This window comes from Caballeronia catudaia (genome assembly GCF_001544755.2).
GTDB lineage: Bacteria > Pseudomonadota > Gammaproteobacteria > Burkholderiales > Burkholderiaceae > Caballeronia > Caballeronia catudaia.
The window spans coordinates 70,437-92,111 of record NZ_FCOF02000026.1; the positions used below are offsets into that span (position 1 = coordinate 70,437).

21 protein-coding genes are annotated in these 21,675 nt (G+C 64.2%); 14 read left to right on the top strand and 7 right to left on the bottom strand.

The genetic code is table 11. The annotated features are described in order from the left end of the window. Positions 1-294 precede the first annotated feature (294 nt). Entirely contained in the window at positions 295-2,007 is a 1,713-nt protein-coding gene (locus tag AWB75_RS24155) for an isovaleryl-CoA dehydrogenase (protein ID WP_061126592.1), read from the top strand. On the opposite strand, the gene AWB75_RS24160 is transcribed toward AWB75_RS24155, so the two are convergent. The 5 genes from AWB75_RS24160 to fliE form a co-directional block, all read right to left on the bottom strand. Further along, positions 2,004-2,315 (bottom strand): EscU/YscU/HrcU family type III secretion system export apparatus switch protein, encoded by a 312-nt coding sequence (locus AWB75_RS24160; RefSeq protein ID WP_061126562.1) that lies wholly within the window; start codon positions 2,313-2,315, stop codon positions 2,004-2,006. The genes AWB75_RS24155 and AWB75_RS24160 overlap by 4 nt on opposite strands. Next, on the bottom strand, positions 2,312-3,643 hold the full coding sequence (gene fliK / locus AWB75_RS24165) for a flagellar hook-length control protein FliK (RefSeq protein WP_061126563.1): 1,332 nt from the start codon (positions 3,641-3,643) through the stop codon (positions 2,312-2,314). The genes AWB75_RS24160 and fliK overlap by 4 nt, the downstream gene beginning before the upstream one ends. A gap of 49 nt (positions 3,644-3,692) precedes the next feature. Further along, positions 3,693-4,022, bottom strand: a complete 330-nt coding sequence (locus AWB75_RS24170; protein ID WP_061126564.1) for a flagellar protein FliT — start codon at positions 4,020-4,022, stop codon at positions 3,693-3,695. Positions 4,023-4,051: 29 nt separating this feature from the next. Then, entirely contained in the window at positions 4,052-4,471 is a 420-nt protein-coding gene (gene fliS, locus AWB75_RS24175) for a flagellar export chaperone FliS (RefSeq protein WP_061126565.1), read from the bottom strand. Between the two features lie 245 nt (positions 4,472-4,716). Continuing rightward, a complete protein-coding gene (gene fliE / locus AWB75_RS24180) occupies positions 4,717-5,085 on the bottom strand; it encodes a flagellar hook-basal body complex protein FliE (RefSeq protein WP_061126566.1) in 369 nt (122 codons plus the stop codon). Between the two features lie 269 nt (positions 5,086-5,354). Here fliE and fliF point away from each other — a divergent pair, with 269 nt between their 5' ends. The 13 genes from fliF to fliR all read left to right on the top strand — a co-directional run bounded on the left by fliF (position 5,355) and on the right by fliR (position 17,527). Continuing rightward, positions 5,355-7,136: a flagellar basal-body MS-ring/collar protein FliF gene (gene fliF, locus AWB75_RS24185; protein WP_061126567.1), complete on the top strand. Its 1,782-nt coding sequence runs from the start codon at positions 5,355-5,357 to the stop codon at positions 7,134-7,136. Next, the gene (gene fliG / locus AWB75_RS24190; RefSeq protein WP_061126568.1) at positions 7,126-8,121 is read left to right on the top strand and encodes a flagellar motor switch protein FliG; all 996 of its coding nucleotides are present in this window, start codon (positions 7,126-7,128) and stop codon (positions 8,119-8,121) included. The genes fliF and fliG overlap by 11 nt, the downstream gene beginning before the upstream one ends. Continuing rightward, positions 8,114-8,797, top strand: coding sequence for a flagellar assembly protein FliH (gene fliH, locus AWB75_RS24195; RefSeq protein ID WP_061126569.1), 684 nt, complete (start codon positions 8,114-8,116; stop codon positions 8,795-8,797). Before fliG ends, fliH begins: the two co-directional genes overlap by 8 nt. Next, the gene (gene fliI / locus AWB75_RS24200; RefSeq protein WP_061126570.1) at positions 8,791-10,314 is read left to right on the top strand and encodes a flagellar protein export ATPase FliI; all 1,524 of its coding nucleotides are present in this window, start codon (positions 8,791-8,793) and stop codon (positions 10,312-10,314) included. Before fliH ends, fliI begins: the two co-directional genes overlap by 7 nt. 65 nt (positions 10,315-10,379) lie before the next feature. Beyond that, positions 10,380-10,835 carry a flagellar export protein FliJ gene (gene fliJ, locus AWB75_RS24205; protein ID WP_061126571.1) on the top strand — a complete coding sequence of 152 codons (456 nt, stop codon included), beginning with the start codon at positions 10,380-10,382 and terminating at the stop codon, positions 10,833-10,835. Between the two features lie 31 nt (positions 10,836-10,866). Beyond that, positions 10,867-12,216: a flagellar hook-length control protein FliK gene (locus AWB75_RS24210; RefSeq protein ID WP_061126572.1), complete on the top strand. Its 1,350-nt coding sequence runs from the start codon at positions 10,867-10,869 to the stop codon at positions 12,214-12,216. Between the two features lie 792 nt (positions 12,217-13,008). Beyond that, positions 13,009-13,497, top strand: coding sequence for a flagellar basal body-associated protein FliL (gene fliL, locus AWB75_RS24215; RefSeq protein WP_061126573.1), 489 nt, complete (start codon positions 13,009-13,011; stop codon positions 13,495-13,497). Between the two features lie 24 nt (positions 13,498-13,521). Beyond that, positions 13,522-14,520 carry a flagellar motor switch protein FliM gene (fliM, locus tag AWB75_RS24220; protein ID WP_061126574.1) on the top strand — a complete coding sequence of 333 codons (999 nt, stop codon included), beginning with the start codon at positions 13,522-13,524 and terminating at the stop codon, positions 14,518-14,520. Further along, positions 14,513-14,944 (top strand): flagellar motor switch protein FliN, encoded by a 432-nt coding sequence (gene fliN / locus AWB75_RS24225; RefSeq protein ID WP_061126575.1) that lies wholly within the window; start codon positions 14,513-14,515, stop codon positions 14,942-14,944. The genes fliM and fliN overlap by 8 nt, the downstream gene beginning before the upstream one ends. Beyond that, on the top strand, positions 14,941-15,435 hold the full coding sequence (fliO, locus tag AWB75_RS24230) for a flagellar biosynthetic protein FliO (protein ID WP_061126576.1): 495 nt from the start codon (positions 14,941-14,943) through the stop codon (positions 15,433-15,435). The genes fliN and fliO overlap by 4 nt, the downstream gene beginning before the upstream one ends. A 246-nt stretch (positions 15,436-15,681) precedes the next feature. Next, the gene (fliP, locus tag AWB75_RS24235; protein ID WP_061126577.1) at positions 15,682-16,452 is read left to right on the top strand and encodes a flagellar type III secretion system pore protein FliP; all 771 of its coding nucleotides are present in this window, start codon (positions 15,682-15,684) and stop codon (positions 16,450-16,452) included. Positions 16,453-16,463: 11 nt separating this feature from the next. Further along, the gene (gene fliQ / locus AWB75_RS24240; protein WP_061126578.1) at positions 16,464-16,733 is read left to right on the top strand and encodes a flagellar biosynthesis protein FliQ; all 270 of its coding nucleotides are present in this window, start codon (positions 16,464-16,466) and stop codon (positions 16,731-16,733) included. Next, positions 16,733-17,527: a flagellar biosynthetic protein FliR gene (gene fliR / locus AWB75_RS24245; RefSeq protein WP_061126579.1), complete on the top strand. Its 795-nt coding sequence runs from the start codon at positions 16,733-16,735 to the stop codon at positions 17,525-17,527. The genes fliQ and fliR overlap by 1 nt, the downstream gene beginning before the upstream one ends. A gap of 668 nt (positions 17,528-18,195) precedes the next feature. On the opposite strand, the gene flgL is transcribed toward fliR, so the two are convergent. Further along, the gene (flgL, locus tag AWB75_RS24250) at positions 18,196-19,431 is read right to left on the bottom strand and encodes a flagellar hook-associated protein FlgL (protein ID WP_061126580.1); all 1,236 of its coding nucleotides are present in this window, start codon (positions 19,429-19,431) and stop codon (positions 18,196-18,198) included. Between the two features lie 11 nt (positions 19,432-19,442). Continuing rightward, positions 19,443-21,386, bottom strand: a complete 1,944-nt coding sequence (flgK, locus tag AWB75_RS24255; protein WP_061126581.1) for a flagellar hook-associated protein FlgK — start codon at positions 21,384-21,386, stop codon at positions 19,443-19,445. Between the last annotated feature and the right edge of the window lie 289 nt (positions 21,387-21,675).

The window sequence follows — 21,675 nt, forward strand, 5'->3', positions numbered from 1 at the left end:
TGCCGGTAAATAGTCGAGCCGATTATAGGTTCGGCCTCCTGCACGTCATTGGGGTGGGAATAACAATCGGATTTGTCTCAGCAAATGGCGCTTTAGGACTGCGCATAAGAAAGTCAGGCACGATTCCGAAAAGAACGACGCCTCTACACGCCGGACGCATGCGCGGCCTATGATTCTTGAATTCGAGATGGCGCCCGAATGGCCGATCGGGCCCCACGTGGCCGTTGCGCCCGCCCGACAGTGACGAATCAGCGCGCCGGCGCCGTTCTGCGCGCGCCAAAGAGGAGACCGACGATGTCCCTTACGTTTGATTGCGCCGATCGCCCGTTCGGGCAGACACATGAAGTCACGAATCAGGTGCCGCCGCTCGTCGGCTATGACGCGTTCGCGTTCGATGCGGCGCTCGCCGCGGCGGTCGGGAGAGAGGGCGCGCAATGGCACGCCCAGGCGCTTTCGCGCGACGGCATGGCGCTCACGCAGCCGGATGTCGTCGTTCTGGCGGATCTCGCCAACCGTCACGAGCCGGAACTCGCGACGCACGATTCGCGCGGCGCGCGCGTGGACGCGCTGGAGTTTCATCCGGCGTGGCACGAACTGGTGCGGCGTCTGCGTCACGAAGGGCTGCACGCGTTGCCGTTCGAGCCGTCGGCGCGCGCCGGATCGATGGCCGCGCGCTGCGCCGGCTATTTTCTGCACGGGCAGCTCGAATCGGGTTCGCTGTGCCCGATCACGATGACCTTCGCGAGCATTCCGGTTCTGCGCAACGAGCCGGATCTGTTCGCGCGCATCTCGCGTCCGCTGCTATCGCGCGAGCACGACCCGCGCGATATTCCGCTCGAAGCCGGCAAGCATTCGATGATGATCGGCATGGGCATGACCGAAAAACAAGGCGGCTCGGATGTGCGCAGCAACCGCACGCGCGCGCATGCCATCGATGGCGCTGCGCCGGGGCGTGGCGGCGCCTATCGGCTCGTCGGTCACAAGTGGTTCTTCTCCGCGCCGCAATGCGATGCGCATCTGGTGCTCGCGCGCACCGCCGACGAAGGCGGACTGTCGTGCTTCTACGTGCCGCGCTTCATGCCGGACGGGCGCAAGAACGCGGTCCAGGTCCAGCGCCTGAAGGACAAGCTCGGCAACCGCTCGAACGCGAGCAGCGAAGTCGAATTTCTCGATGCGTACGGCGTGATGATCGGCGACGAGGGGCGCGGCGTGCCGACCATCATCGAGATGGCGAACTTCACGCGGCTCGATTGCGTGATCGGCAGCGCGGCGCTGATGCGCGCGGCGCTCGTGCAGGCCATTCATCACGCGCGGCATCGCAGCGCGTTCGGTGCGCATCTCGTCGATCAGCCTTTGATGCGCAACGTGCTTGCCGATCTGGCGCTCGAATCCGAAGCGGCGACGGTCCTTTTCATGCGGCTCGCGGGCGCGTTCGAGCAGAGCGCCGCGCCGGACGGTGCGCCGGCTGAACGCGCGTGGCGGCGCATCGTGACGCCCGCCGCGAAGTTCTGGGTCTGCAAGCGCGCGCTCGAATTCACCGGCGAGGCGATGGAAGTCTGGGGCGGCAACGGCTACGTCGAAACCGGGCCGATGGCGCGCTTCTATCGCGAGGCGCCGGTGAATTCGATCTGGGAAGGCTCGGGCAACGTGATGTGCCTCGACGTGCTGCGCGCATTCGAGCGCGAGCAGGATGCGGCGCATGCACTGCTCGACGACTGGAAGACGGCGGCGGCGGCGCATCCGGCGCTGGCGGGCGCGTTGTCATCGCTCTTGAAGATGCTGACGGACGATCCGGCCGCGCGGGAAGCGTCGGCGCGGCGCATCGCGCAACAACTGACCTTGTGCGCGCAGGGCGTGCTGCTGGCGCGGCATGCGCCGCAGGACGTCGCCGATGCGTTCATCGAAACCCGTCTCGGGGCTGCGCGTGGCGAAAGCGGGCGCGTATATGGGACGCTGCCGGCGCGGTTCGATCATGCGGGGATCGTGGCGCGGGCGTTTGCGATTTAGCGAATCTGCCGCCCCGCCTCCCGCAACGGCTCTTCATTCTCCAGCCGATAAACCCACGACAGCAATTCCGCCACCGCCTGATACAAGGCCGGCGGAATATGCGCGTCCAGATCCACCTGCATCAGGAGCGAGACCATCTCCGGCGACTCGTGCACGTACAGCCCCGCTTCCTTCGCGCGCTGCACGATCATTTCGGCGACCATGCCGTAGCCCTTCGCGACGACGCGCGGCGTCGACTCGCGGTTGCCCGCCTCGTAGGCAAGCGCGGTCGCCTGCTTGCGTGTATAGAGCGGTTGATCGGCGCTCATGCGTCGCTCCCGTCGCCGTTGGGTGCGCGGAACAAATGCTCGAGCGGCGAGCGCATCGGCTTCTTCGCGACGGGCTTGCCACCTGTGCGCGCGAGATCGGTGACGCCGTCCATCGAGCGCACGGAAAGCGACGCCAGCGCGATGCCCGCCGCTTCGAGCTGACGCGCGAACGCTTCGCGATCGGCGGCGAGTCGGCGTGCGCCCGAATCGCCTGCCTTGATACGCGCGACGAGCTTCTCGCCCGTCAGCACCAGTTCGGCGTCGACCGTGCCGAGCGCTGGCAGCGACAGCGTGATGCGCGTGCGCCACGCGCGTTCGTCGGCGGCTTCGTCGGCCGCGGCGCGCGGATCGCGCGGTTCGCGCGCGATTTCCCATTCGAAGCGCGTGCCGGGCCACGCCTCGCCTTGCCATCGGAACTGCTGATTGGCGAGCACGTCGAGTTGCTGACGCACGACATTGAGCGTCGCCGGATGAATGCCCGCCGCGATCGACGCCTGCAGCGCGGATTCGTGCTGGCCCGGCTGGGCGCTTTGCGCGCCCGCGCCGCCCGCCGCGTTGCCGCTTTGCGAATTCGACAGCGCCGACGCCGGCGCATCGCGCACCGACGCCGCGAGCGCGGCCGCCTGCTGCGGATTTTGCGGCGTCGTGACGGCGCGCACGTTTGCATGGAAATCGGGCGAATCGGGAGTGAATGGCGTCGCGCGGGCGTCGTCGAGCCCGGTGTCGCCCGCCGCCGCGCCGCGCGCGAAATCGAGCGGCAAGCTCATCGAACGGGCGTCTGCGCGCGCCTGCGGTTCGTTGCCGAGCGACGCCGCGCTGCGCTGGCCCGCGAGCCACTGCATCAGATGCGCTTCGTAGAAAAGCCCGCTTTCGCCAACGGTCTTCGCCAGCGCGCTCGCCAGCACCGCGGCGGGCAGCGGCGGCAGATTCTGCGTCGCGGCGCGCGCGGCCGCGACGGCGGCTGCATTGGAAGAGAAAGCGGTGTCGAAGAGGCCGGTCGTGAATGCGGCAAAGGCGCTCGCGGGACGCGGCGGCGTCGGCCACAGCGGAGCGTCGCCGGTCAATGCGGGCGCCGCGCCGCCGAAGCGCGAAATCACGTCGAGCGTGCGCGCGACGCTCGACAGCGCGGTCTGCGTCGATGCGGCCGGCGCCGCGCTGCCAGGCGGTGTGGCGACGGACGGCAATATGTCCGTCTGCGTCGCCGCCTGTCCGACGCTCGCGCCGGTCACGCCGCTGCCGCTCACGCCGCCCGGCGCGCGGATCGCGGACATGAGGAGCTCGGTGCGGCTGGCGAGCAGCGTTGCGATCGCGGTGTCGAGTCCTGTCATGCCCACATCCTCAAATGCGCCTGGCCGCAGCCGGGCGCGATCGGGCCGCCTAGCGCAGTCCGATCATTTTTTTCAATACGCGCGCCGGGTTGTTGACTGTGAAGAGCGCGGACAGGCGCGCGAGGCTCGGCGAACTCAGATCGCGGATCGCGGCGTCGTCGGCGAGAATTTTCTTCACGAGGTCCAGCTTGCGCGCCCGGGCGCTCTCGTCGAGTTCCGAGGCCGAATCCACTTCCTTCAGTTGCTCGATCAACTCGCGGTAGGCGCCTTGCAACGTCTTCAGTTCGCTCCATTCGCCGCCGCGCGCGGCCGTCAGCATCTGGCCGGAAATGGCCGCGATGGCTTCGTAATGGGCGAAATAATCTTGTGTCGTCTTCATTCTTTCGAGGCAGTCGACCCGCATTCCCGTCAAACGGGCGCAGTCGTCATTTGCGCCACTTCCGGTCCAATTCCCACCCATGCTTCCTCGAGCGTCGCGAGCAGGTTGTCGACCTCAACGAGCATCGACTCGTCCTGCTTCAGGTTCGCCTCGAGCAGCCGGCGCGACATATACGTGTAGAGCGCATCCAGCCGCTCGGCGATCTCGCCGCCCGCATCCTTGTTGAGCGCCTGCTGCAACCCGCTCTCGACGATGCTGATGGCCTTGCCGATCGCCGCGCCGCGCGCACCGATGTTGTTCTGCTGCATGTGCATGCGCGCCAGCGCAATCGCCTGGCGCGCGCCCTGATACAGCATCACGATCAACCGGTGCGGGCTCGCTCCCATCACCCCTGTTTGGACGCCGACGCGTGCGTAGGCGCTGGCTCCAGCGTGTCCTGGGGAATACATCTGTCGGTTCTCCTTGTGCGATGCCGCAGCGTCCGCGGGCTTCTTGCGGACGCCGTGCCTCTCGTCCTGATCCGTGTGGGCCCGGTGAAACCGGTGTGGGCGAGCGAGCCGCCCGCTCTTGCGGGCGAACCATCGTTCGCCGTGCCGTTACCGGGGTTATCGGAGAAACGCGGAAAAGCTTTAGGACGCAAGGCTCTAGACCCCTTCGGGGCGCTAAAGGGCTGGATCGCGAAAGGAGCCGCGCGTCAGACGGAGATCTGCATGATGTCGTTGTAGGCCGACACGAGCTTGTTGCGCACCTGAAGCCCGAATTGCAGGCCGACGTTCGCCTTCTGCATGTCCACCATCACGTCGTTGAGTGACACGTTCGGCGCGCCGATTTCGAACGCGTGCGCCTCGCCGAGCGCCCTGGTCTGGTTGTCGCTGATCTTGTCGATGGACGTTTTCAGCGCATCGGCGAAGCTGCCCGCGCTCGCCGCGCCCGATGTCCCGCTTCTGTCCGCGACGGCGCCCGACGCGACGGTCGAGGCCGCGCCGGCGCCGCCGGCGGCTTGCGACGCCATCGACGTGATCGCCGAGAGCGCGGAGGAAAGCGGATTGATCGGAAAGTTCATGTTGACTCCGGGTGACAGGAAAAAGCCGGCGCCGCTCGTGGCGGAGACCTGATGCTCGGGGCCGCGTTGGCGGCGGTTCTCCGAGTACGAAAAATCTTAGCAGCGGGGACTTTTTCAAAGCACTGGAAGAACGGGGAAAACCCCGCTCTATTCGCCGAATCGACTTGCAATCTTCTGCGGATAATCCCCATCGTGAAAAGTCCTCTACCGCCGCTTATTAAAAGTCGGGCGGCCGCAGAGGACGCAAAGATTCGGAGCCTCGACGCTAAATGGAAACGCCCAACAACTCACTGATCACGCCCGACGCCAGAATGGGCCTGGCGGGCGCACAACCCGGCGCAGCCGCTACGGCCGCCGCGGGCTCGAGCCTCGGTGGCGCAGGCGCCGACTTCGGCGCTTTCGCGCAACGCGTGCCGGTGCTCAACCAGTTCCGCTCGAACCCGCGCGTGCCGCTTATCATCGCAGCCGCGATTCTGGTCATGGTGGTCGCCGGCCTCGTCATGTGGTCACGCCAGCCGGACTACCGCGTGCTGTTCTCGAATCTCTCCGACCGTGACGGCGGCGCAATCGTTGCCGCGCTCCAGCAGGGCAACATTCCCTATAAGTTGTCCGACGGCGGCGGCGCCATTCTCGTGCCGTCGGAACAGGTTCACGAAACGCGCCTGCGCCTCGCGAGCCAGGGTTTGCCGAAGAACGGCTCGGTCGGCTTCGAGCTGATGGACAACCAGAAGTTCGGCATCAGCCAGTTCGCCGAGCAGATCAACTATCAGCGCGCGCTCGAAGGCGAGCTCGAGCGCACGATCGGCTCGATTTCGTCGGTGAAGTCGGCGCGCGTGCATCTGGCGATTCCGAAGCCTTCCGTCTTCGTGCGCGACAAGGAGCTGCCGACCGCCTCCGTGATGGTCAATCTGTACCCGGGCCGCGTGCTCGACGAAGGCCAGGTCGTCGCGATCGCGCACATGGTCGCGTCGGGCGTGGCGGACATGCCGGTGAAGAATGTCAATATCGTCGATCAGGACGGCAGCCTGCTCACGAGCCAGAGCGCCGCGAACGGCCTCGACGCGTCGCAGCTCAAGTACGTGCAGCAAATCGAGCACAACACGCAAAAGCGCATCGACGCGATCCTCTCGCCGCTCTTTGGCGCCGGCAACGCGCATTCGCAAGTGAGCGCGGACATCGACTTCTCGAAGCTGGAGCAGACCGCCGAGAGCTACGGCCCGAACGCCAATCCGCAAGCGACGGCGATCCGCAGCCAGCAATCGAGCGAATCGAGCGAGTCGACGGGCGGCGGCGCATCCGGCGTGCCGGGCGCGCTGTCGAACCAGCCGCCGCAAGCCGCATCGGCGCCGATCGACGCAGCCGCCTCGGGTGCCGCCGCATCGGTCAAATCGACGCCGAAGAGCGAGCGCAAGGACACGACGACGAACTACGAAGTCGACCGCACCGTGCGTCACTACGAGCAGGCGACGGGCGGCATCAAGCGTCTGTCGGTGGCGGTCGTCGTCAATTACGAGAAGAAGGTCGACGCGAAGGGCAATGTCACGATGACGCCGCTCGCCGCCGACAAGCTCGCGCAAGTCCAGCAACTGGTCAAGGACGCGATGGGCTTCGACGAGAAGCGCGGCGACTCGGTGAACGTCGTGAACAGCGCGTTCTCCACCGATCTGAACGTGACGCCCGAAGCGCCGTGGTGGCGCACCCCGCAGATGATCGCGTGGGGCATTCAGGCGGCGAAGTACGTGGGCATCGGCATCGTTGCGCTGTTCCTGTACTTCAGCATGGTGAAGCCGGCGATGAAGCGCGCCTTCCCGCCGCCGCCCGAAATCGCGCCGACGCTCGGCGCACCGGATGAACTCTCGATGCTCGACGGCCCCGCGGCCGAGGGCGCGAAGAAGGAAGACGAAGACAGGGATGCCGAGGTGAGTCTGCTCGGTCATGAAAGCAAGAAAGCCAAATTCGATCGCAATCTCGACTATGCGCGCATGGTGGCGCGTCAGGACGCGAGAATCGTTGCGACGGTCGTAAAGAACTGGGTGTCCGATGAACGCTGAAGGCCTGAACAAAGCCGCTCTCCTCCTCATGTCGATCGGTGAGGAAGAAGCCGCCGAAGTATTCAAGTATCTCGCCCCGCGCGAGGTGCAGAAGATCGGCGCGACGATGGCGGCGCTGAAGAACGTGACGCGCGAGCAGCTCGACGACGTGCTGACCGAATTCGTCGATGAAGCCGAGAAGCACACCGCGCTCTCGCTCGATTCGAGCGAATACATCCGCTCGGTGCTGACGAAGGCGCTCGGCGAAACCAAGGCCGGCGCGCTGATCGACCGTATCCTGCAAGGCAGCGACACGAGCGGCATCGAAGGCCTGAAGTGGATGGACTCGGGCGCGGTCGCGGAACTCATCAAGAACGAGCATCCGCAGATCATCGCGACGATCCTCGTGCACCTGGACCGCGATCAGGCATCCGAAATCGTCTCGCTGCTGGCCGAGCGCCTGCGCAACGACGTGCTGCTGCGCATCGCGACGCTCGACGGCATTCAGCCCGCCGCGCTGCGCGAACTCGACGACGTGCTGACGACGCTCCTCTCCGGCAGCGACAACCTGAAGCGCGCGCCGATGGGCGGCATCCGCACGGCGGCCGAAATCCTCAACTTCATGTCGAGCAATCATGAAGAAGGCGTCATCTCGAACGTCCGCGAATACGACGCCGAGCTAGCGCAGAAGATCATCGACCAGATGTTCGTGTTCGAGAACCTGCTCGATCTGGAAGACCGCGCGATCCAAATGCTGCTGAAGGAAGTGGAGTCGGAAACGCTGATCGTGTCGCTGAAAGGCGCGCAGCCCGCGCTGCGTCAGAAGTTCCTGTCGAACATGTCGCAGCGCGCGGCCGAACTGCTCGCCGAAGACCTCGATTCGCGCGGTCCGGTGCGCGTGTCGGAAGTCGAGCAGCAGCAGCGCAAGATTTTGCAGATCGTCCGCAATCTCGCGGAAAACGGTCAGATCCAGCTAGGCGGCAAGGCGGAGGACGCGTATGTCTGACGCCCGCGCGCACAAGGGCCAGACGGCCCCGCTTTCGGCGTATCAGCGCTGGGAGATGGCGTCGTTCGATCCCGTCGAAGTCAAGGCCGACAACGGCGCGGCGGAACAGGCCGCGCTCGAAGCGCACCTGCGCCGCGTCGAGGAAGACGCGTATCAGCAAGGGCTCGCGAAGGGTCACGTCGCGGGCCAGGCGCTCGGTTATCAGGCCGGTTACGAGCAGGGCCAGGCGAAGGGTTTCGACGATGGCCGCAAGGAAGCGCTCGCGCAGGCCGCGCGTCTCGCCGAAATCGCCGATGCGTTCAAGACCGCGTTGCAGGCCGCCGATGCCGCGATCGCGGAATCGCTTGCCGAACTCGCCGTCGATATCGCGCAGCAGGTCGTGCGCCAGCATCTCGCGCTCGATCCGACCGCGCTCGTCGCGGTCGCGCGTGAAGTGATCGCCGCTGAACCGGCGCTCGCGGGCGAACCGACGCTCGTGGTCAATCCCGCCGACATGCCGGTCGTCGATGCGTATCTGAAGGACGAACTCGAAGGCGCCGGCTGGACCGTGCGCCCGGACCCGGTCGTGGAGCGCGGCGGCTGCAAGGCGCACGCGGCGACGGGGGAAATCGATTCGACCAATGTGTCGCGCTGGGAGCGCGTCGTGGCCGCTTTGGGGAGAAACAAGCCGTGGTGAATCAACGGATCACGCAGGATGGCCTCTCCGCGCTCGAACAGGAGCTGGCGCGCGCATCGTTCGGTCCGCTCGCCGTCGACGACGACATCGACACCGAACCCGACGAACACGCCGCGCGCACCATCGCCGAACTGGGCGGTATCGCGGGCAATCCGCACATCGACATGTGGCGCGACAAGCTCGACGCGCTGCGTTCGCGCAACGCCATCGCGAAGCCGCTGCGTCCGTGCGGGCGTCTGACGCGCGCAGCGGGCCTCGTGCTGGAAGCCGTCGGCCTGAAGCTGGGCGTCGGCTCCGAATGCATGATCGAGCTGCCGCCGGGCAGCGCGATTCCGACCGCCGAAGCCGAAGTCGTCGGCTTCTCGGGCGACAAGCTCTTTCTGATGCCGACCACGGAAATGGGCGGCTTGCTGCCCGGCGCGCGCGTCTATCCGCTCGAAAGCGCGCCGATCAACGATCCGATGGCGGGCGCGAAGCGCTTGCCCGTCGGCTGGGAAATGCTCGGCCGCGTGGTCGATGCGTCCGGCCGTCCGCTCGATGGACTCGGCCCGCTCGGCGCGAAAGTCGATGCGCCGCTGTCCGCGCCGGTCATCAATCCGCTGAAGCGCGAGCCGATTCACAAAGTGCTCGACGTCGGCGTGCGCGCGATCAATTCGCTGCTGACGGTCGGACGCGGCCAGCGCATGGGTCTGTTCGCGGGCTCGGGCGTCGGTAAATCGGTGCTGCTGGGAACGATGGCGCGCTACACGAGCGCCGAAGTGATCGTGATCGGGCTGATCGGCGAACGCGGCCGAGAAGTGAAGGAATTCATCGAGCAGATTCTGGGCGAGGACGGTCTCGCGCGCTCGGTAGTCGTCGCGGCGCCGGCGGACGTGTCGCCGGTCTTGCGGATGCAGGCCGCCGCGTACACGACATCGCTCGCCGAATATTTCCGCGATCAGGGCAAGCACGTGCTGATGCTGATGGATTCGCTGACGCGTTACGCGATGGCGCAGCGCGAGATCGCGCTCGCGATCGGCGAGCCGCCCGCGACGAAGGGTTATCCGCCGTCGGTGTTCGCGAAGCTGCCCGCGCTCGTCGAGCGCACCGGCAACGGCCCGGAAGGCGGCGGTTCGATCACCGCGTTCTATACGGTTCTAACCGAAGGCGACGACCAGCAGGACCCGATCGCCGACTCCGCGCGCGCGATTCTCGACGGCCATATCGTGCTGAACCGCTCGCTGGCCGAGGCGGGGCACTATCCGGCCATCGACATCGAGCAGTCGATCAGCCGCGCGATGACCGCGCTCATCGACGACAGGCACCTCGAGCGGGTGCGTCTTTTCAAGCAGATGCTGTCGCGCTATCAGCGCAACAAGGATCTGATCAACGTGGGCGCGTATTCGAGCGGCCGCGATGCGCTGCTCGATCGTGCGATCGCGCTGTATCCGCGCATGGAGTCGTTTTTGCAGCAGGGGTTTCGCGAAGAGGCCCCGTTCGATCCGAGCATCGCGATGCTGAATCAACTGTTCGAATAATTTTCGACTAGTATCCGAAGCATTCGTCACAAGAAAGCACAAAGACCATACGGGACCGCCACGCCATGTCCAAGAATCTGCCGATCAACACGCTCATCGAACTTGCCGAAGAGGAGCTCGACGCCGCCACGAAAAAACTCGGCAAGCTCCAGCAGGAACGCAACGAGATCGAAGCGCAGCTCCATTCGCTGGTGACGTATCGCGACGAGTATCACGCGCGGTTCACGGCATCGGCGCAGCAGGGCACCACGGCGCAGACGCTGCGCAATTTCCAGGCGTTCGTCGACACGCTCGACAACGCGATCGCGCAGCAGCGCACGGCGCTGGTCATGGCGGACCAGCGGATCGAGGCGGCCAAGCCCGACTGGCGTCTCAAGAAACAGAAGCTCGGCAGCTACGAAGTGCTGGCTGCGCGCGGCGAGGCGATGCTTGCGAAGAAGGCCGCGCGAGTCGAGCAGCGCGACGCCGACGAGCACGCCGCGAAAGTGCTGCGCATGCGCGCCGAGCGCGCGTCGTCGTAATCCATTTATTCATTGAGTCTAGAGACCGTCCATGTCCTCCGTATCCCTTCTCGGCGCGCTTTCCGGCGCGGCGTCGTCCCAGGCCGCAAGCAAACGCGCGGCGAGCGCGGGCGCATCGTTCGGCATGACGCTGCAAGGCATCACCGACAGGGCCAATGCCGACGCGCAGGCCGCGCAGGCGCTGGCGGATTCTTCGACGGACAAGTCGAGCGTCCACGACGCGCCGAAGCCGGATGACAGCGCCTCCGCTGCGTCTTCGAGCGATGACACGCAGGACGCGTCGAAGCCCGAGCAGGCTGACGCGCCGAAAGAGGCATCGAAGGGTACGGACAAGACGCAGACGGCGGACGCATCGAAGCCTGCGCCGTCGCAATCGGCCGGTTCGTCCGCCGATGCCGCCGCCGCAGCGCAGGCGAAAGCGCGCGCGGATGCGGCGAACGTCGCGAATGCCGACGACCCCGACACCGCGCTCGCCGATCTCACCGACGCCGCGGCTGCGGCGACGGCGACAGCCTCGACCGACGACGCCAAATCGACGGGCGAAACGCACAAGTCCGGCGACGCGAAATCGCCGCAGGACGCGTTGCAGGCGGCGCTTGCGGCGCTGAACAACGCGCAGCCGAATCCGGCGCCGGTGAATGGTGCGGTGGCGACGGCTCGCGAGGGTTCGAAGGATGATGAAGAAGGTGGCTTGTTCGCCAAGGGCGGAAAGGGCGCGGGTCTGATCGCGCTTGCCGCGAATACGAAGGTCGATGACAAGACTGCCGACACTGCCGCGCTCGCCGCCGCGCAGGCCGTGGCGACGACGCCGGCGGACGCAGCGAGCGCCGCTTACAAGCAAGCCGCCGATGCGGCCGCTCATGCGGTGGCGATGCAATCGGCATCGGCGAACGCGGCGGTGTCGAGCCCGCAGGGCGCGATGGCATCGGCGACGAGCGCGGCGATCGCGCCGCATGTGGGTTCGTCCGGCTGGGACGATGCGTTCAGTCAGAAGGTCGTGTTTCTGTCGAAGGCGGATCAGCAGAGTGCTGAGCTGACTTTGAATCCGAAGGACCTGGGGCCGTTGCAGGTGACGTTGCAGGTTTCGGAGAATCACGCGCACGCGTTGTTCGTGTCGCAGCATCAGCAGGTGCGGGAGGCGGTCGAGGCTGCGATGCCTAGGCTTCGCGAAGCGATGGAGGCTAATGGCATCAGCCTCGGGAGTGCTTCTGTTTCGGATGGGTCGGCGTTTGCGCGGCAGCAGAGTGGGGGCGAAGGGCGGTCTTCTTCTCGCTCGGGCGGGCGTGGGATGGGTGGCGTCGGGGGGGGGGATTCGGGCGGTGCTGCCAGCGTGAGTGTGCCCGTGCGGCGCACGGTGGGCTTGGTCGATACGTTTGCTTGATTTTTTCGCCGGATCCCGTATTCGTGTTGGTTTATTAGCACTGCCCCTATGCGGGGCGGCACCTACTTTCTTTGCTCGGGACCAGAGTAAGCGCTAAAGCGCCAACTCTGGTCGACGCAAAGAAAGTAGGCAAAGAAAGCAGCTTTTCCCAGCCTAAGCACTTCACGCCGGCCGCGGCACAGGCGATTGACCTAATGGCCCCCAGAGTAGCGAGTGTTTTCATGGGTCTCACCGGGCGTGGATCGCGCACGGTCTGACACATCGCGCCGCACTACTGACTGGTTCAGCACCAAATAGCTCCAGCCCGCTTCGCGGCCGACCGGTTCACCGGCATGGCGCGCGTCTTTTCGGCTACATGTCTATCTCAACATTGGTTTCCCTTGTATACCCGGCGGCAGCGCGTAGCGCTGTGCCGGAGCTGTTTTGTGCTGAACCAGTGTCCTTCGGGTACTAGCTTGTCAGACCGTGCGCGGTCCACGCCGCGTGAGTTTTTTGGGGGCACTTGCTACTCCGGGTTCCATTCAGCCAATCGCCTGTGCCGCGGCCGGTGTGAAGTGCTTAGGCTGGGAAAGCTGCTTTCTTTGGTGACTTTCTTTGCAGCAGCAAAGAAAGTTACCCCTGCCCCGGGGAGGGGCAGTGCTAATAGACCACTAAGAAAGCAAGCTCCACCCAAAAAACCGCCCCAGCCCGCGCAGGGCAAAAAGCCCAAATAACCCCAAATCCCCCCTCTGTTCGACCCATCGCTTTACACGTCAATAGCCAACAATTCACCCTATCGAAAGAGGCAAGCAAATGGCTACCACGACTGCAAACCAGCAACCCATCGTTCCCGCAAAGAGCGGCAAGCTCAAAAAGATCCTGATCCTCGCCGTCGGCGCGATCGTGCTTCTCGGCGCGGGAGCCGGAGGCGCCTACTTCTTCCTCGGCAAAAATCACGGCCCGGCCAAGCCCGCGCCGGAACCGCCGCCCGTGTTCTTCCCGCTCGAATCGCTCACGGTGAACCTCCAGTCCGACGACGGCGCCATGCACTATCTCCGCGCCGGCCTCACGCTCAAGCTGCACGACGAAAAGGTCCAGTTGCTCGTCACCGGGCACATGCCCGAAGTTCGCAGCCGCGTGCTGCTCCTGCTCTCCGGCAAGCGCCCCGACGATCTCGCATCCGTCGACGGCAAAAAGCAGCTCGCGAACGAACTGCGCGCAGCAGTCGAAACGGCGGCGAGCTCGGCCGAAAAGCCGGTGCGCGTCGAAGAAGTACTGTTCACCGAATTCGTCGTTCAGTAACGCCGAACCAGCGAGTAAAGAGTCATGGGCCACGAAGAGTTCATGTCGCAGGAGGAGGTCGATGCCCTCCTCAAGGGCGTCACCGGCGAGATCGATCAGGAAGCTGACGAGAAAAAACCCGCCGGCGTACGTCCGTACAACATCGCGACGCAGGAACGCATCGTCCGCGGCCGGATGCCCGGCCTCGAAATCATCAACGACCGCTTCGCGCGCCTCATGCGCGTGGGCATCTTCAACTTCATGCGGCGCTCGGCGGAAATCTCCGTCGGCCCGGTGAAGGTGCAGAAGTACAGCGAATTCACGCGCAATCTGCCGATCCCGACCAACCTGAACCTGGTCCATGTCAAGCCGTTGCGCGGCACGTCGCTGTTCGTGTTCGACCCGAATCTCGTGTTCTTCGTGGTCGACAATCTGTTCGGCGGCGACGGGCGTTTTCACACGCGCGTCGAAGGCCGCGAGTTCACGCAGACCGAGCAGCGCATCATCAGCAAGCTGCTGAATCTCGTGTTCGAGCACTACGCGACGTCGTGGCGCAGCGTGAAACCGCTGCAGTTCGAATACATGCGCTCGGAGATGCACACGCAGTTCGCGAACGTCGCGACGCCGAACGAGATCGTCATCGTGACGCAGTTCACGATCGAATTCGGCTCGACGGGCGGCACGCTGCACATCTGCATGCCGTACTCGATGATCGAGCCGATCCGCGACGTGCTCTCCTCGCCGATTCAGGGCGAAGCGCTCGAAGTGGACCGCCGCTGGGTGCGCGTGCTGTCGCAGCAGGTGCAGTCTGCGGAAGTCGAGCTGACGGTGGATCTCGCCGAGATTCGCTCGTCGTTCGCACAGATTCTCAACATGCGCGCGGGCGACGTGCTGCCGATCGACGTACCGGAGCAGGTCGTCGCGAAAGTGGATGGCGTGCCGGTCATGGAATGCGGCTACGGAATGTTCAATGGTCAATACGCGCTGCGCGTCCAGAAGATGATCAGCGCGACCGACACGATGAAGGAAGGTGGATATGAGTGACCTGATGCAGAACGACGCGCCCGGCGCGCCGGAAAAAGACGAAGAGCTTCTCCTGGACGACTGGGCGAGCGCGCTGGCAGAGCAGAACGGCAACGACGCGCCCGTCGCGGCGAGCGCCGGCGTGTTCCAGCCGTTGTCGAAGGCCGCGGCGCCGTCGACGCGCAACGACATCGACATGATCCTCGACATCCCCGTGCAGATGACGGTGGAACTGGGACGCACGAAGATCGCGATCCGCAACCTGCTGCAACTCGCGCAGGGCTCGGTCGTGGAACTCGACGGCCTCGCCGGCGAGCCGATGGACGTGCTCGTGAACGGCTGTCTCATCGCGCAGGGCGAAGTCGTCGTGGTCAACGACAAGTTCGGTATTCGCCTGACCGACATCATCACGCCGTCCGAACGCATCCGGAAGTTGAATCGATGAAACGCTTCGCCGCCGCGCTCTTCGCCTGCGCGCCTCTCTTCGCACGCGCCGCCGACATGAACGCCGTGAATCACGCCGCGCAGATCGCATCGGGCGTCGGCGCGGGCAGCGCGGTGCCGTCGCTCGGCTTCGGCGCCGTGTTGCAAACGCTCGTCGGGCTCGTCGTCGTCATCGGCTTCGTGTTCGGCTGTGCCTGGCTCGCGCGCAAGTTCGGCTTTCAGGGCGGCAAGCGCTCGGGACTCGTGAAGGTGGTCGGCGGCGCATCGCTCGGCAACAAGGAGCGCGTCGCGGTCATCGAAGTGGGCGATACGTGGCTCGTGCTCGGCGCCGGTCCCGGCAACGTGCGTCTCCTGCATACGATGCCCGCAGGCTCGGCGGAAGTGGAAGGCGTCAGCGTCCCGGCATCGTCGTCGTCCGGCAGCTTCGGCGCGAGATTCCGTGACGCGCTCGCGGGCGAAGCGAACAAGCGGCTGCAGAAGTTCGTCAAGTAAGGCAGATTTGCCGATACATCGGGCGTGGTTCGCAAAGGCCACGCCCGATTTGCGTTTACAGCCGCCGCTTACCAATAGAACGAGTTGGCGCGGGTTTTCCCCTCTGTTCGTGCCATCGTCCGGCATCGCGATAGCCGAGAATTCACGCTATCGAAAGAGGCAGGAAGTCATGGTTATCACGTTCGTCGTTCTTCACGGTCAGCGCATTCTCGATGCCCTCGCAAGCATCGTCGGCGGGAGCAAGTAATGCAGGTCAGTCGTCATATCGTGCGTGCGGTGAAGCTCGCGCTTCCGGTTCTCATCGGCTCGATGCCGTATCTCGCGCTCGCGCAGAGCACCGCCGGCCTTCCGGCCTTCAACACGAGTCCCGGCCCGAACGGCGGCACGACCTACTCGCTCAGCGTGCAGACGATGCTGCTGCTGACGATGCTCTCGTTCCTCCCCGCGATGGTCCTCATGATGACGAGCTTCACGCGCATCATCATCGTGCTGTCGCTGTTGCGCCAGGCGCTCGGCACGTCGAGCACGCCGCCGAATCAGGTGCTCGTCGGACTGGCGCTGTTCCTGTCGTTCTTCGTGATGTCGCCGGTGCTCGACAAGGCTTACAACGACGCATACAAGCCGTTCTCCGAAGGCCAGATCGCGATGGATCAGGCGATCACGCGCGGCGTCGGTCCGTTCAAGCAGTTCATGCTGAAGCAGACGCGCGAATCCGATCTCGCGCTCTTCGCGCGCATCTCGAAGGCCCCGCCGATGAACGGTCCCGAAGACGTGCCGCTCTCGCTGCTGGTGCCGTCGTTCATCACGAGCGAGCTGAAGACGGGCTTCCAGATCGGCTTCACGATCTTCATTCCGTTTCTCATCATCGACATGGTGGTGGCGAGCGTGCTGATGTCGATGGGCATGATGATGGTGTCGCCCACGACCATCGCGCTGCCGTTCAAGCTGATGCTGTTCGTGCTCGTCGATGGCTGGCAGTTGCTCATCGGCTCGCTGGCTCAAAGTTTCGTTTCCTGAGGACACGCGAGATGACACCCGAATCCGTCATGACGATGGCGCATCAGGCGATGTACGTCGCCCTGTTGCTCGCCGCGCCGTTGCTGCTGGTCGCGCTCGTCGTCGGTCTGGTCGTGAGCCTGTTTCAGGCGGCGACGCAGATCAACGAGTCGACCTTGTCGTTTATCCCGAAGCTGATCGCGGTGGCGGTGACGCTCGTGATCGCCGGTCCGTGGATGTTGTCGACGCTGCTTGACTACATGCGCTCGGTCCTCACCATCTCGCCGGGTGTCAGCGGCTGATGTTCTCCGTCACTTACGCGCAACTGAACGGCTGGCTCACGGCGTTTCTATGGCCGTTCGTGCGCATCCTCGCGCTGATCGCGACCGCGCCGGTGCTGAGTCACATGGCGATTCCGATGCGCGTGAAGATCGCGCTTGCCGCGTTCATATCGTTGATCGTTGCGCCTACTTTGGGCGCGATGCCCGAGGTCACGGTGTTTTCGGCGGCGGGCGTGTGGATCATCGTCAATCAGTTTTTGATCGGCGCGGCTATTGGCATGGTGATGCAGATCGCGTTCGCCGCCGTCGATGCGGCCGGTGAGTTCATCGGCCAGCAAATGGGCTTGGGTTTCGCGATGCTTTACGATCCGCGCGCGGGCGGGAATGCCGTGGTCGTTTCACGGTATCTGAATACGCTTGCGATGCTCGCGTTCCTCGTATTCGATGGGCATTTGCAGCTCATGAGCGCGCTCGTGATGACGTTTCAGAGCGTGCCGATCGAGGCGAATGTCGTGGCGTCGGCTTCGCATGCGCAGGGGTGGCGGGTTCTGGTTGGCTATGGCGCCAGCGTGTTTTCCACTGGTTTGCTTCTGGCGTTGCCGATCGTGGCCGCGCTTCTCATTGCTAGCCTTGCACTCGGGATTTTGAATCGAGCCGCGCCGCAGATCGGGATCTTTCAGGTCGGGTTTCCGGTGACGATGCTCGTCGGGTTGCTGCTGTTGCAGCTTATGGTGCCCAACTTGATGCCGTTCTTTCAGCGGATTTTCGAGGTGGGGATTGGGCAGGTGGGCCGCGTTGCGGCGGGGATGTTTTAGGGTTTGTTTTTTTCTTTTGATGGATCCCGTTTTCGTGTCGGTTTATTAGCGTTGCCCCTATGCGGGGCGGCAGTCACTTTCTTTGCTGCTGCAAAGAAAGTAACCAAAGAAACAGCTATCCCCAGCCTAAGCACTTCATACCGGCCGCGGCACAGGCGATTGATCTAATGGCCCCCAGAGTAGCGAGTGCCCTCGAAGGTCTTATCCGGCGTGGATCGCGCACGGTCTGTTTCATCGCACCGCTTAGTTCTCTGGTACAGCCCTTTCAAGCTCCGGCCCGCTTCGCGGCCGACGGGTCGATCGGGCTTGCGTGAGCTTGCGTATTTGCTAAGGATACCGTTGATTTCCCTTGCATACCCGGCGGCAGCGCGTAGCGCTGTGCCGAAGCTATTTGGTGCTGAACCAGCGGCCTTTGCGTTATGGCTAGTCAGACCGTGCGCGATCCAAGCCGCGTGAGTTTTGTGAGGGCACTCGCTACTCTGGGCGCCATTAGGCGATCGCCTGTGCCGCGGCCGGTGTGAAGTGCTTAGGCTGGGGATAGCTGTTTCTTTGGTTACTTTCTTTGCAGCAGCAAAGAAAGTGACTGCCGCCCCGCATAGGGGCAACGCTAATAGACCGACGCGAAAACAAGCTCCACCCCAATAAAAGCCGAAGCCCCAGCGAAGGCCTCAACTCCCGATGTAATCAAACAACGACATCTTCTGAATCTGCGAAAACGCCATCTGCGCGGCCTGCAGCGAATTCTGCGTCAACTCATACTGACTGATCGACGATACGAGATCGATGCTCGTCAAATTCGCGATGTCGCTCGCGGTCTGCGTCTGGCTCGTCTGCATGGCGGTCTGCGTCGACTGCACTTCCTGTTCGCGTCCGCCCACCACCGTCTGCGCCGACAGCACATTGTTGAACGTGTTGCCGATCTTCGTGCCGGCCGTCGTCAGCGCATTGGTGAGCTTCGCCTGCGCTTCCGGCGATCCCGTTGGCTGCTTCAGTGCGTTCACGATGGTGTCGAGCGCCGCAAAGATGTCGTTGTTCTCCGTCGCCGCAGGCTGCACGGTGAAGCTGTCGCCATCCGCAGGCGCGCCTCCGATCGTCACCTTCTGGCCGCCCAGCGCGATATCGGCCTTGTCCTTGTACTGGACATTCGTCGGCAGCGTGGCGTCCGCCGGGTCCGACGTGACCGAATAGCTCGTCGTGCCGTCCGTTTGCGAGATCGAGAACGTGACCGTGTACTTGCTCGTGTTGCCCTTGTCGCTCGTATCGGTCACGCTCACCGGGCTGATCGTCCCCGTGCCCGCGTTCGCAGCGCCCGCGCGCGACACCGGATCGCTTTCGATCGGCGACACGCTCTGGAAAATCGACACGCCCGTGTCGCCCACGGTCATCGAGCGGCCCTCGCTGATCTGCACCGAACGCTGACCGAAGTCGCCGGAGTAATTCGCGCCGACGCCCGACGGATCGTTCGAGAACGGCGCCGTGCCGCCCTTGAGACCCGAGAAGATGTAGTTGCCGCTGCTGTCCGTGGTGTTCGCGAGGCCGAAAAGCTGATCACGCAGACCCTGGATCGCGTTGGCGACCGCCGAGCGGTCCGAATCGGTGAGCGAGCCATCGCCCGCATGCGCGATCTGCGTCTGGACGCTCTGCAGCACGTCGCTCACGCCGCTCAACGTCGAGTCTTCCTGCTGCAGCGTCGAAAGCGCCGTCGTCTGGTTCGTGCTGTATTGCGCGAGCGCGCCGCTTTTCAGCGTGAGCCGCACGGCCTGCGCCGCGCCGAGCGGATCGTCGGACGCGGTGAGAATCCGCTTGCCCGACGAGATCTGCTGATACATCGACGCAAGCGTGCTCTGCTGGTCGCCCATCGAAGCGACGTTCAGGTTGAAGTACTGTGAACTGGAAATACGCATCGCGTTTAACCTCAGTTGAACATGCCGAGCAGCGACTGGAACAGCGTCGAGGCGGTCTGAATCACCTTGCTGTTCGCTTGATAGAGCTGCTGATACTGAATCAGATTGGCCGCTTCCTCGTTCAGGTTCACGCCCTGCACGGATTGCTGCGCCGACGTCGCCTGCGTGTGCAGCGCGCTTTGCGCCGTGCTCGTCGCCTTGAGCTGGTTGGTCGTGTTGCCGATCGTGTTGATGTAGCTCGCGTAAGAGCTCGTCAGCGTTTCGGCGCCGCCGTCGAGCGACTTCGCCGACACGAGATTCGCCATCGCGAGCGCGTTGCTGCCGTCGCTCGTGCCGCCCTTGTTCTGCGCGATGGTGAATTTGTCGGCGTTCTTCGGCGTGCCGCTGATGGTCGCCGAAACACCATCGCCCGCGACGGTCATGCCCTTCGATGCATCGTAGGGAATCATCGTGCCGGCTGTGTAGGCCGTTCCGCCGATGGTGAGGTCCACGTCCGAGGTGAAGCCCTTCGCCGTTGCGTCGTAGGTCAGGTTGATGTCGGCCGCGAGCGGGCTCTTCGTCACCGTCGCCGACGAGATCGATGCCGTGCCCGTGTTCGTGCTCGCCGCCGACGTCACCGCGGGCGACGCCGCCGCGATCGCCGCGCCTTTGGTCGTCGCGAGCTTGAAGTTGTCGAGCGCGGCGCGCGTCGGCTGGATCGTGAACGAGTCGCCCTTCGCGACATCGGTCAGCGCGGATACGTCGATGTTCAGGCCGCCGATCGTCTTGTTCGTCTCCGTCGCCGGATCGATGGTGCCGAGCGTCTGGCCGCTCGCCGGGTCTGTCACGTTGAACTTGCTGCCGTCGTAGGTAACGGTGAAATCGTTCGCGGGCGGCTGCGTGCCATCGGCGATCGTCGCCGTCGGCGTGTGCGTTCCCTTGTTGCGCGCGTTGGCCAGGATATTCGGGTCGCTGGTCGCGAACAGCTTGCCGCCGGGCTGGCCGTTGAGGTCGAGGCCGAGCGCGTTCTGACCGTTCAGTTGATTGGCGAAGCTGGTCGCGATGGCGCCGAGTTGCGCCTGCGCCGGATCGAGCGTTTGCGTGCGGAAGTCGATCAGGCCGCCGATCACGCCGCCCGTGAGCGTCGAATTCTCGATGTATTGCGTCGTCGCGGGTGTTGCCGTGCTGCCATCGCGATTCTGGAACGCGACGGTGAGCTCGCTCGGATCGGACGCCGATGGCACCGTTTGCAGCGCGTATTGCGTATTGCCGACGACGAGCGGCTGCCCGTTGCCGATGAACACGTTGTAGTTGCCGTCCTGCTGCACCACCTGCACGCCGATGACCGAGCTCAGATTCGACACGAGCTGATCGCGCTGATCGAGCAGCTGGTTCGGCTGCTGGCCGCCTGCGCTGGCGATGTTGATCTGCTTGTTGAGATCGGCGATCTGCTGCGAGTAGCTGTTGACCTGCGAGACGGCGCTGGTCAGTTGCGTGTTGACGCTCTGGCGCAGCTGATCGTGCTGCTCGCCCGCGGAATTGATCTGATCGGCGAGCGTCTGCGCGCTGCTCATCAGCGACTGGCGCGCGGCCGTGCTGCTTGCCGAATTCGCGACCGACTGCAGGCCCGAGAAGTAGTTCGTGATGCCTTGCGCGATGCCTTTGGTCGGATCGCCGACGAGGTTGTTCAGTTGCGAGATGAGCGAGTAATACGTGCTTGCTGCGCTGCTCGACGCTTGTGTGTTGTTCACCTGCGTCGTGAGGTACTGGCTGTACTGGCGCGACACGGTGACGGCCTGCACGCCATTGCCGAGATAACCCGAGCCGGTGAACTGGCCTGATGCTTCCTGATACGAGACCTTTTCGAGCGTATAGCCCGGCGTCGCGGCGTTGCTGATGTTCTGCCCTGTCGTCGTCAGGCCCCATTGGGCCGCATTCAGACCGGAAAGACCAATGCTGAAGATGTTATTGGACATGCGTGAATCCTGGTGAGGCGGCGAGGGAGCTGGCGCTGCCGCATGGCTTGATGTGTATATCGGCGGATTGGCGGGGAAGTTGAGCGTTTGCGCGCCTTGCGTTGCGAGGACGGTTGTTGCGATGGGGCCATTATGGGTGGGGTTGCGCAATGGCTATTGCCCGAAGAGCTGGGGTTTTATGGCTGGCGGCCTCAAAAGCGAGGTGCAACACCTATCTCGTATAAGGTGTTGCAATGCCCGACAAAACTACTTCATACCAGCACCTTCAACCTGAAGAACGCCTCGCCAT

Coding starts and splice junctions, on each gene's coding strand:
- AWB75_RS24210 (WP_061126572.1), top strand. CDS start 10,867: ATGTCCTCCGTATCCCTTCTCGGCGCGCTTTCCGGCGCGGCGTCGTCC.
- flgK (WP_061126581.1), bottom strand. CDS start 21,386: ATGTCCAATAACATCTTCAGCATTGGTCTTTCCGGTCTGAATGCGGCC.
- fliR (WP_061126579.1), top strand. CDS start 16,733: ATGTTCTCCGTCACTTACGCGCAACTGAACGGCTGGCTCACGGCGTTT.
- fliM (WP_061126574.1), top strand. CDS start 13,522: ATGGGCCACGAAGAGTTCATGTCGCAGGAGGAGGTCGATGCCCTCCTC.
- fliG (WP_061126568.1), top strand. CDS start 7,126: ATGAACGCTGAAGGCCTGAACAAAGCCGCTCTCCTCCTCATGTCGATC.
- AWB75_RS24155 (WP_061126592.1), top strand. CDS start 295: ATGTCCCTTACGTTTGATTGCGCCGATCGCCCGTTCGGGCAGACACAT.
- fliP (WP_061126577.1), top strand. CDS start 15,682: ATGCAGGTCAGTCGTCATATCGTGCGTGCGGTGAAGCTCGCGCTTCCG.
- AWB75_RS24170 (WP_061126564.1), bottom strand. CDS start 4,022: ATGAAGACGACACAAGATTATTTCGCCCATTACGAAGCCATCGCGGCC.
- fliN (WP_061126575.1), top strand. CDS start 14,513: ATGAGTGACCTGATGCAGAACGACGCGCCCGGCGCGCCGGAAAAAGAC.
- fliH (WP_061126569.1), top strand. CDS start 8,114: ATGTCTGACGCCCGCGCGCACAAGGGCCAGACGGCCCCGCTTTCGGCG.
- fliJ (WP_061126571.1), top strand. CDS start 10,380: ATGTCCAAGAATCTGCCGATCAACACGCTCATCGAACTTGCCGAAGAG.
- flgL (WP_061126580.1), bottom strand. CDS start 19,431: ATGCGTATTTCCAGTTCACAGTACTTCAACCTGAACGTCGCTTCGATG.
- fliF (WP_061126567.1), top strand. CDS start 5,355: ATGGAAACGCCCAACAACTCACTGATCACGCCCGACGCCAGAATGGGC.
- fliO (WP_061126576.1), top strand. CDS start 14,941: ATGAAACGCTTCGCCGCCGCGCTCTTCGCCTGCGCGCCTCTCTTCGCA.
- AWB75_RS24160 (WP_061126562.1), bottom strand. CDS start 2,315: ATGAGCGCCGATCAACCGCTCTATACACGCAAGCAGGCGACCGCGCTT.
- fliK (WP_061126563.1), bottom strand. CDS start 3,643: ATGACAGGACTCGACACCGCGATCGCAACGCTGCTCGCCAGCCGCACC.
- fliE (WP_061126566.1), bottom strand. CDS start 5,085: ATGAACTTTCCGATCAATCCGCTTTCCTCCGCGCTCTCGGCGATCACG.
- fliQ (WP_061126578.1), top strand. CDS start 16,464: ATGACACCCGAATCCGTCATGACGATGGCGCATCAGGCGATGTACGTC.
- fliS (WP_061126565.1), bottom strand. CDS start 4,471: ATGTATTCCCCAGGACACGCTGGAGCCAGCGCCTACGCACGCGTCGGC.
- fliL (WP_061126573.1), top strand. CDS start 13,009: ATGGCTACCACGACTGCAAACCAGCAACCCATCGTTCCCGCAAAGAGC.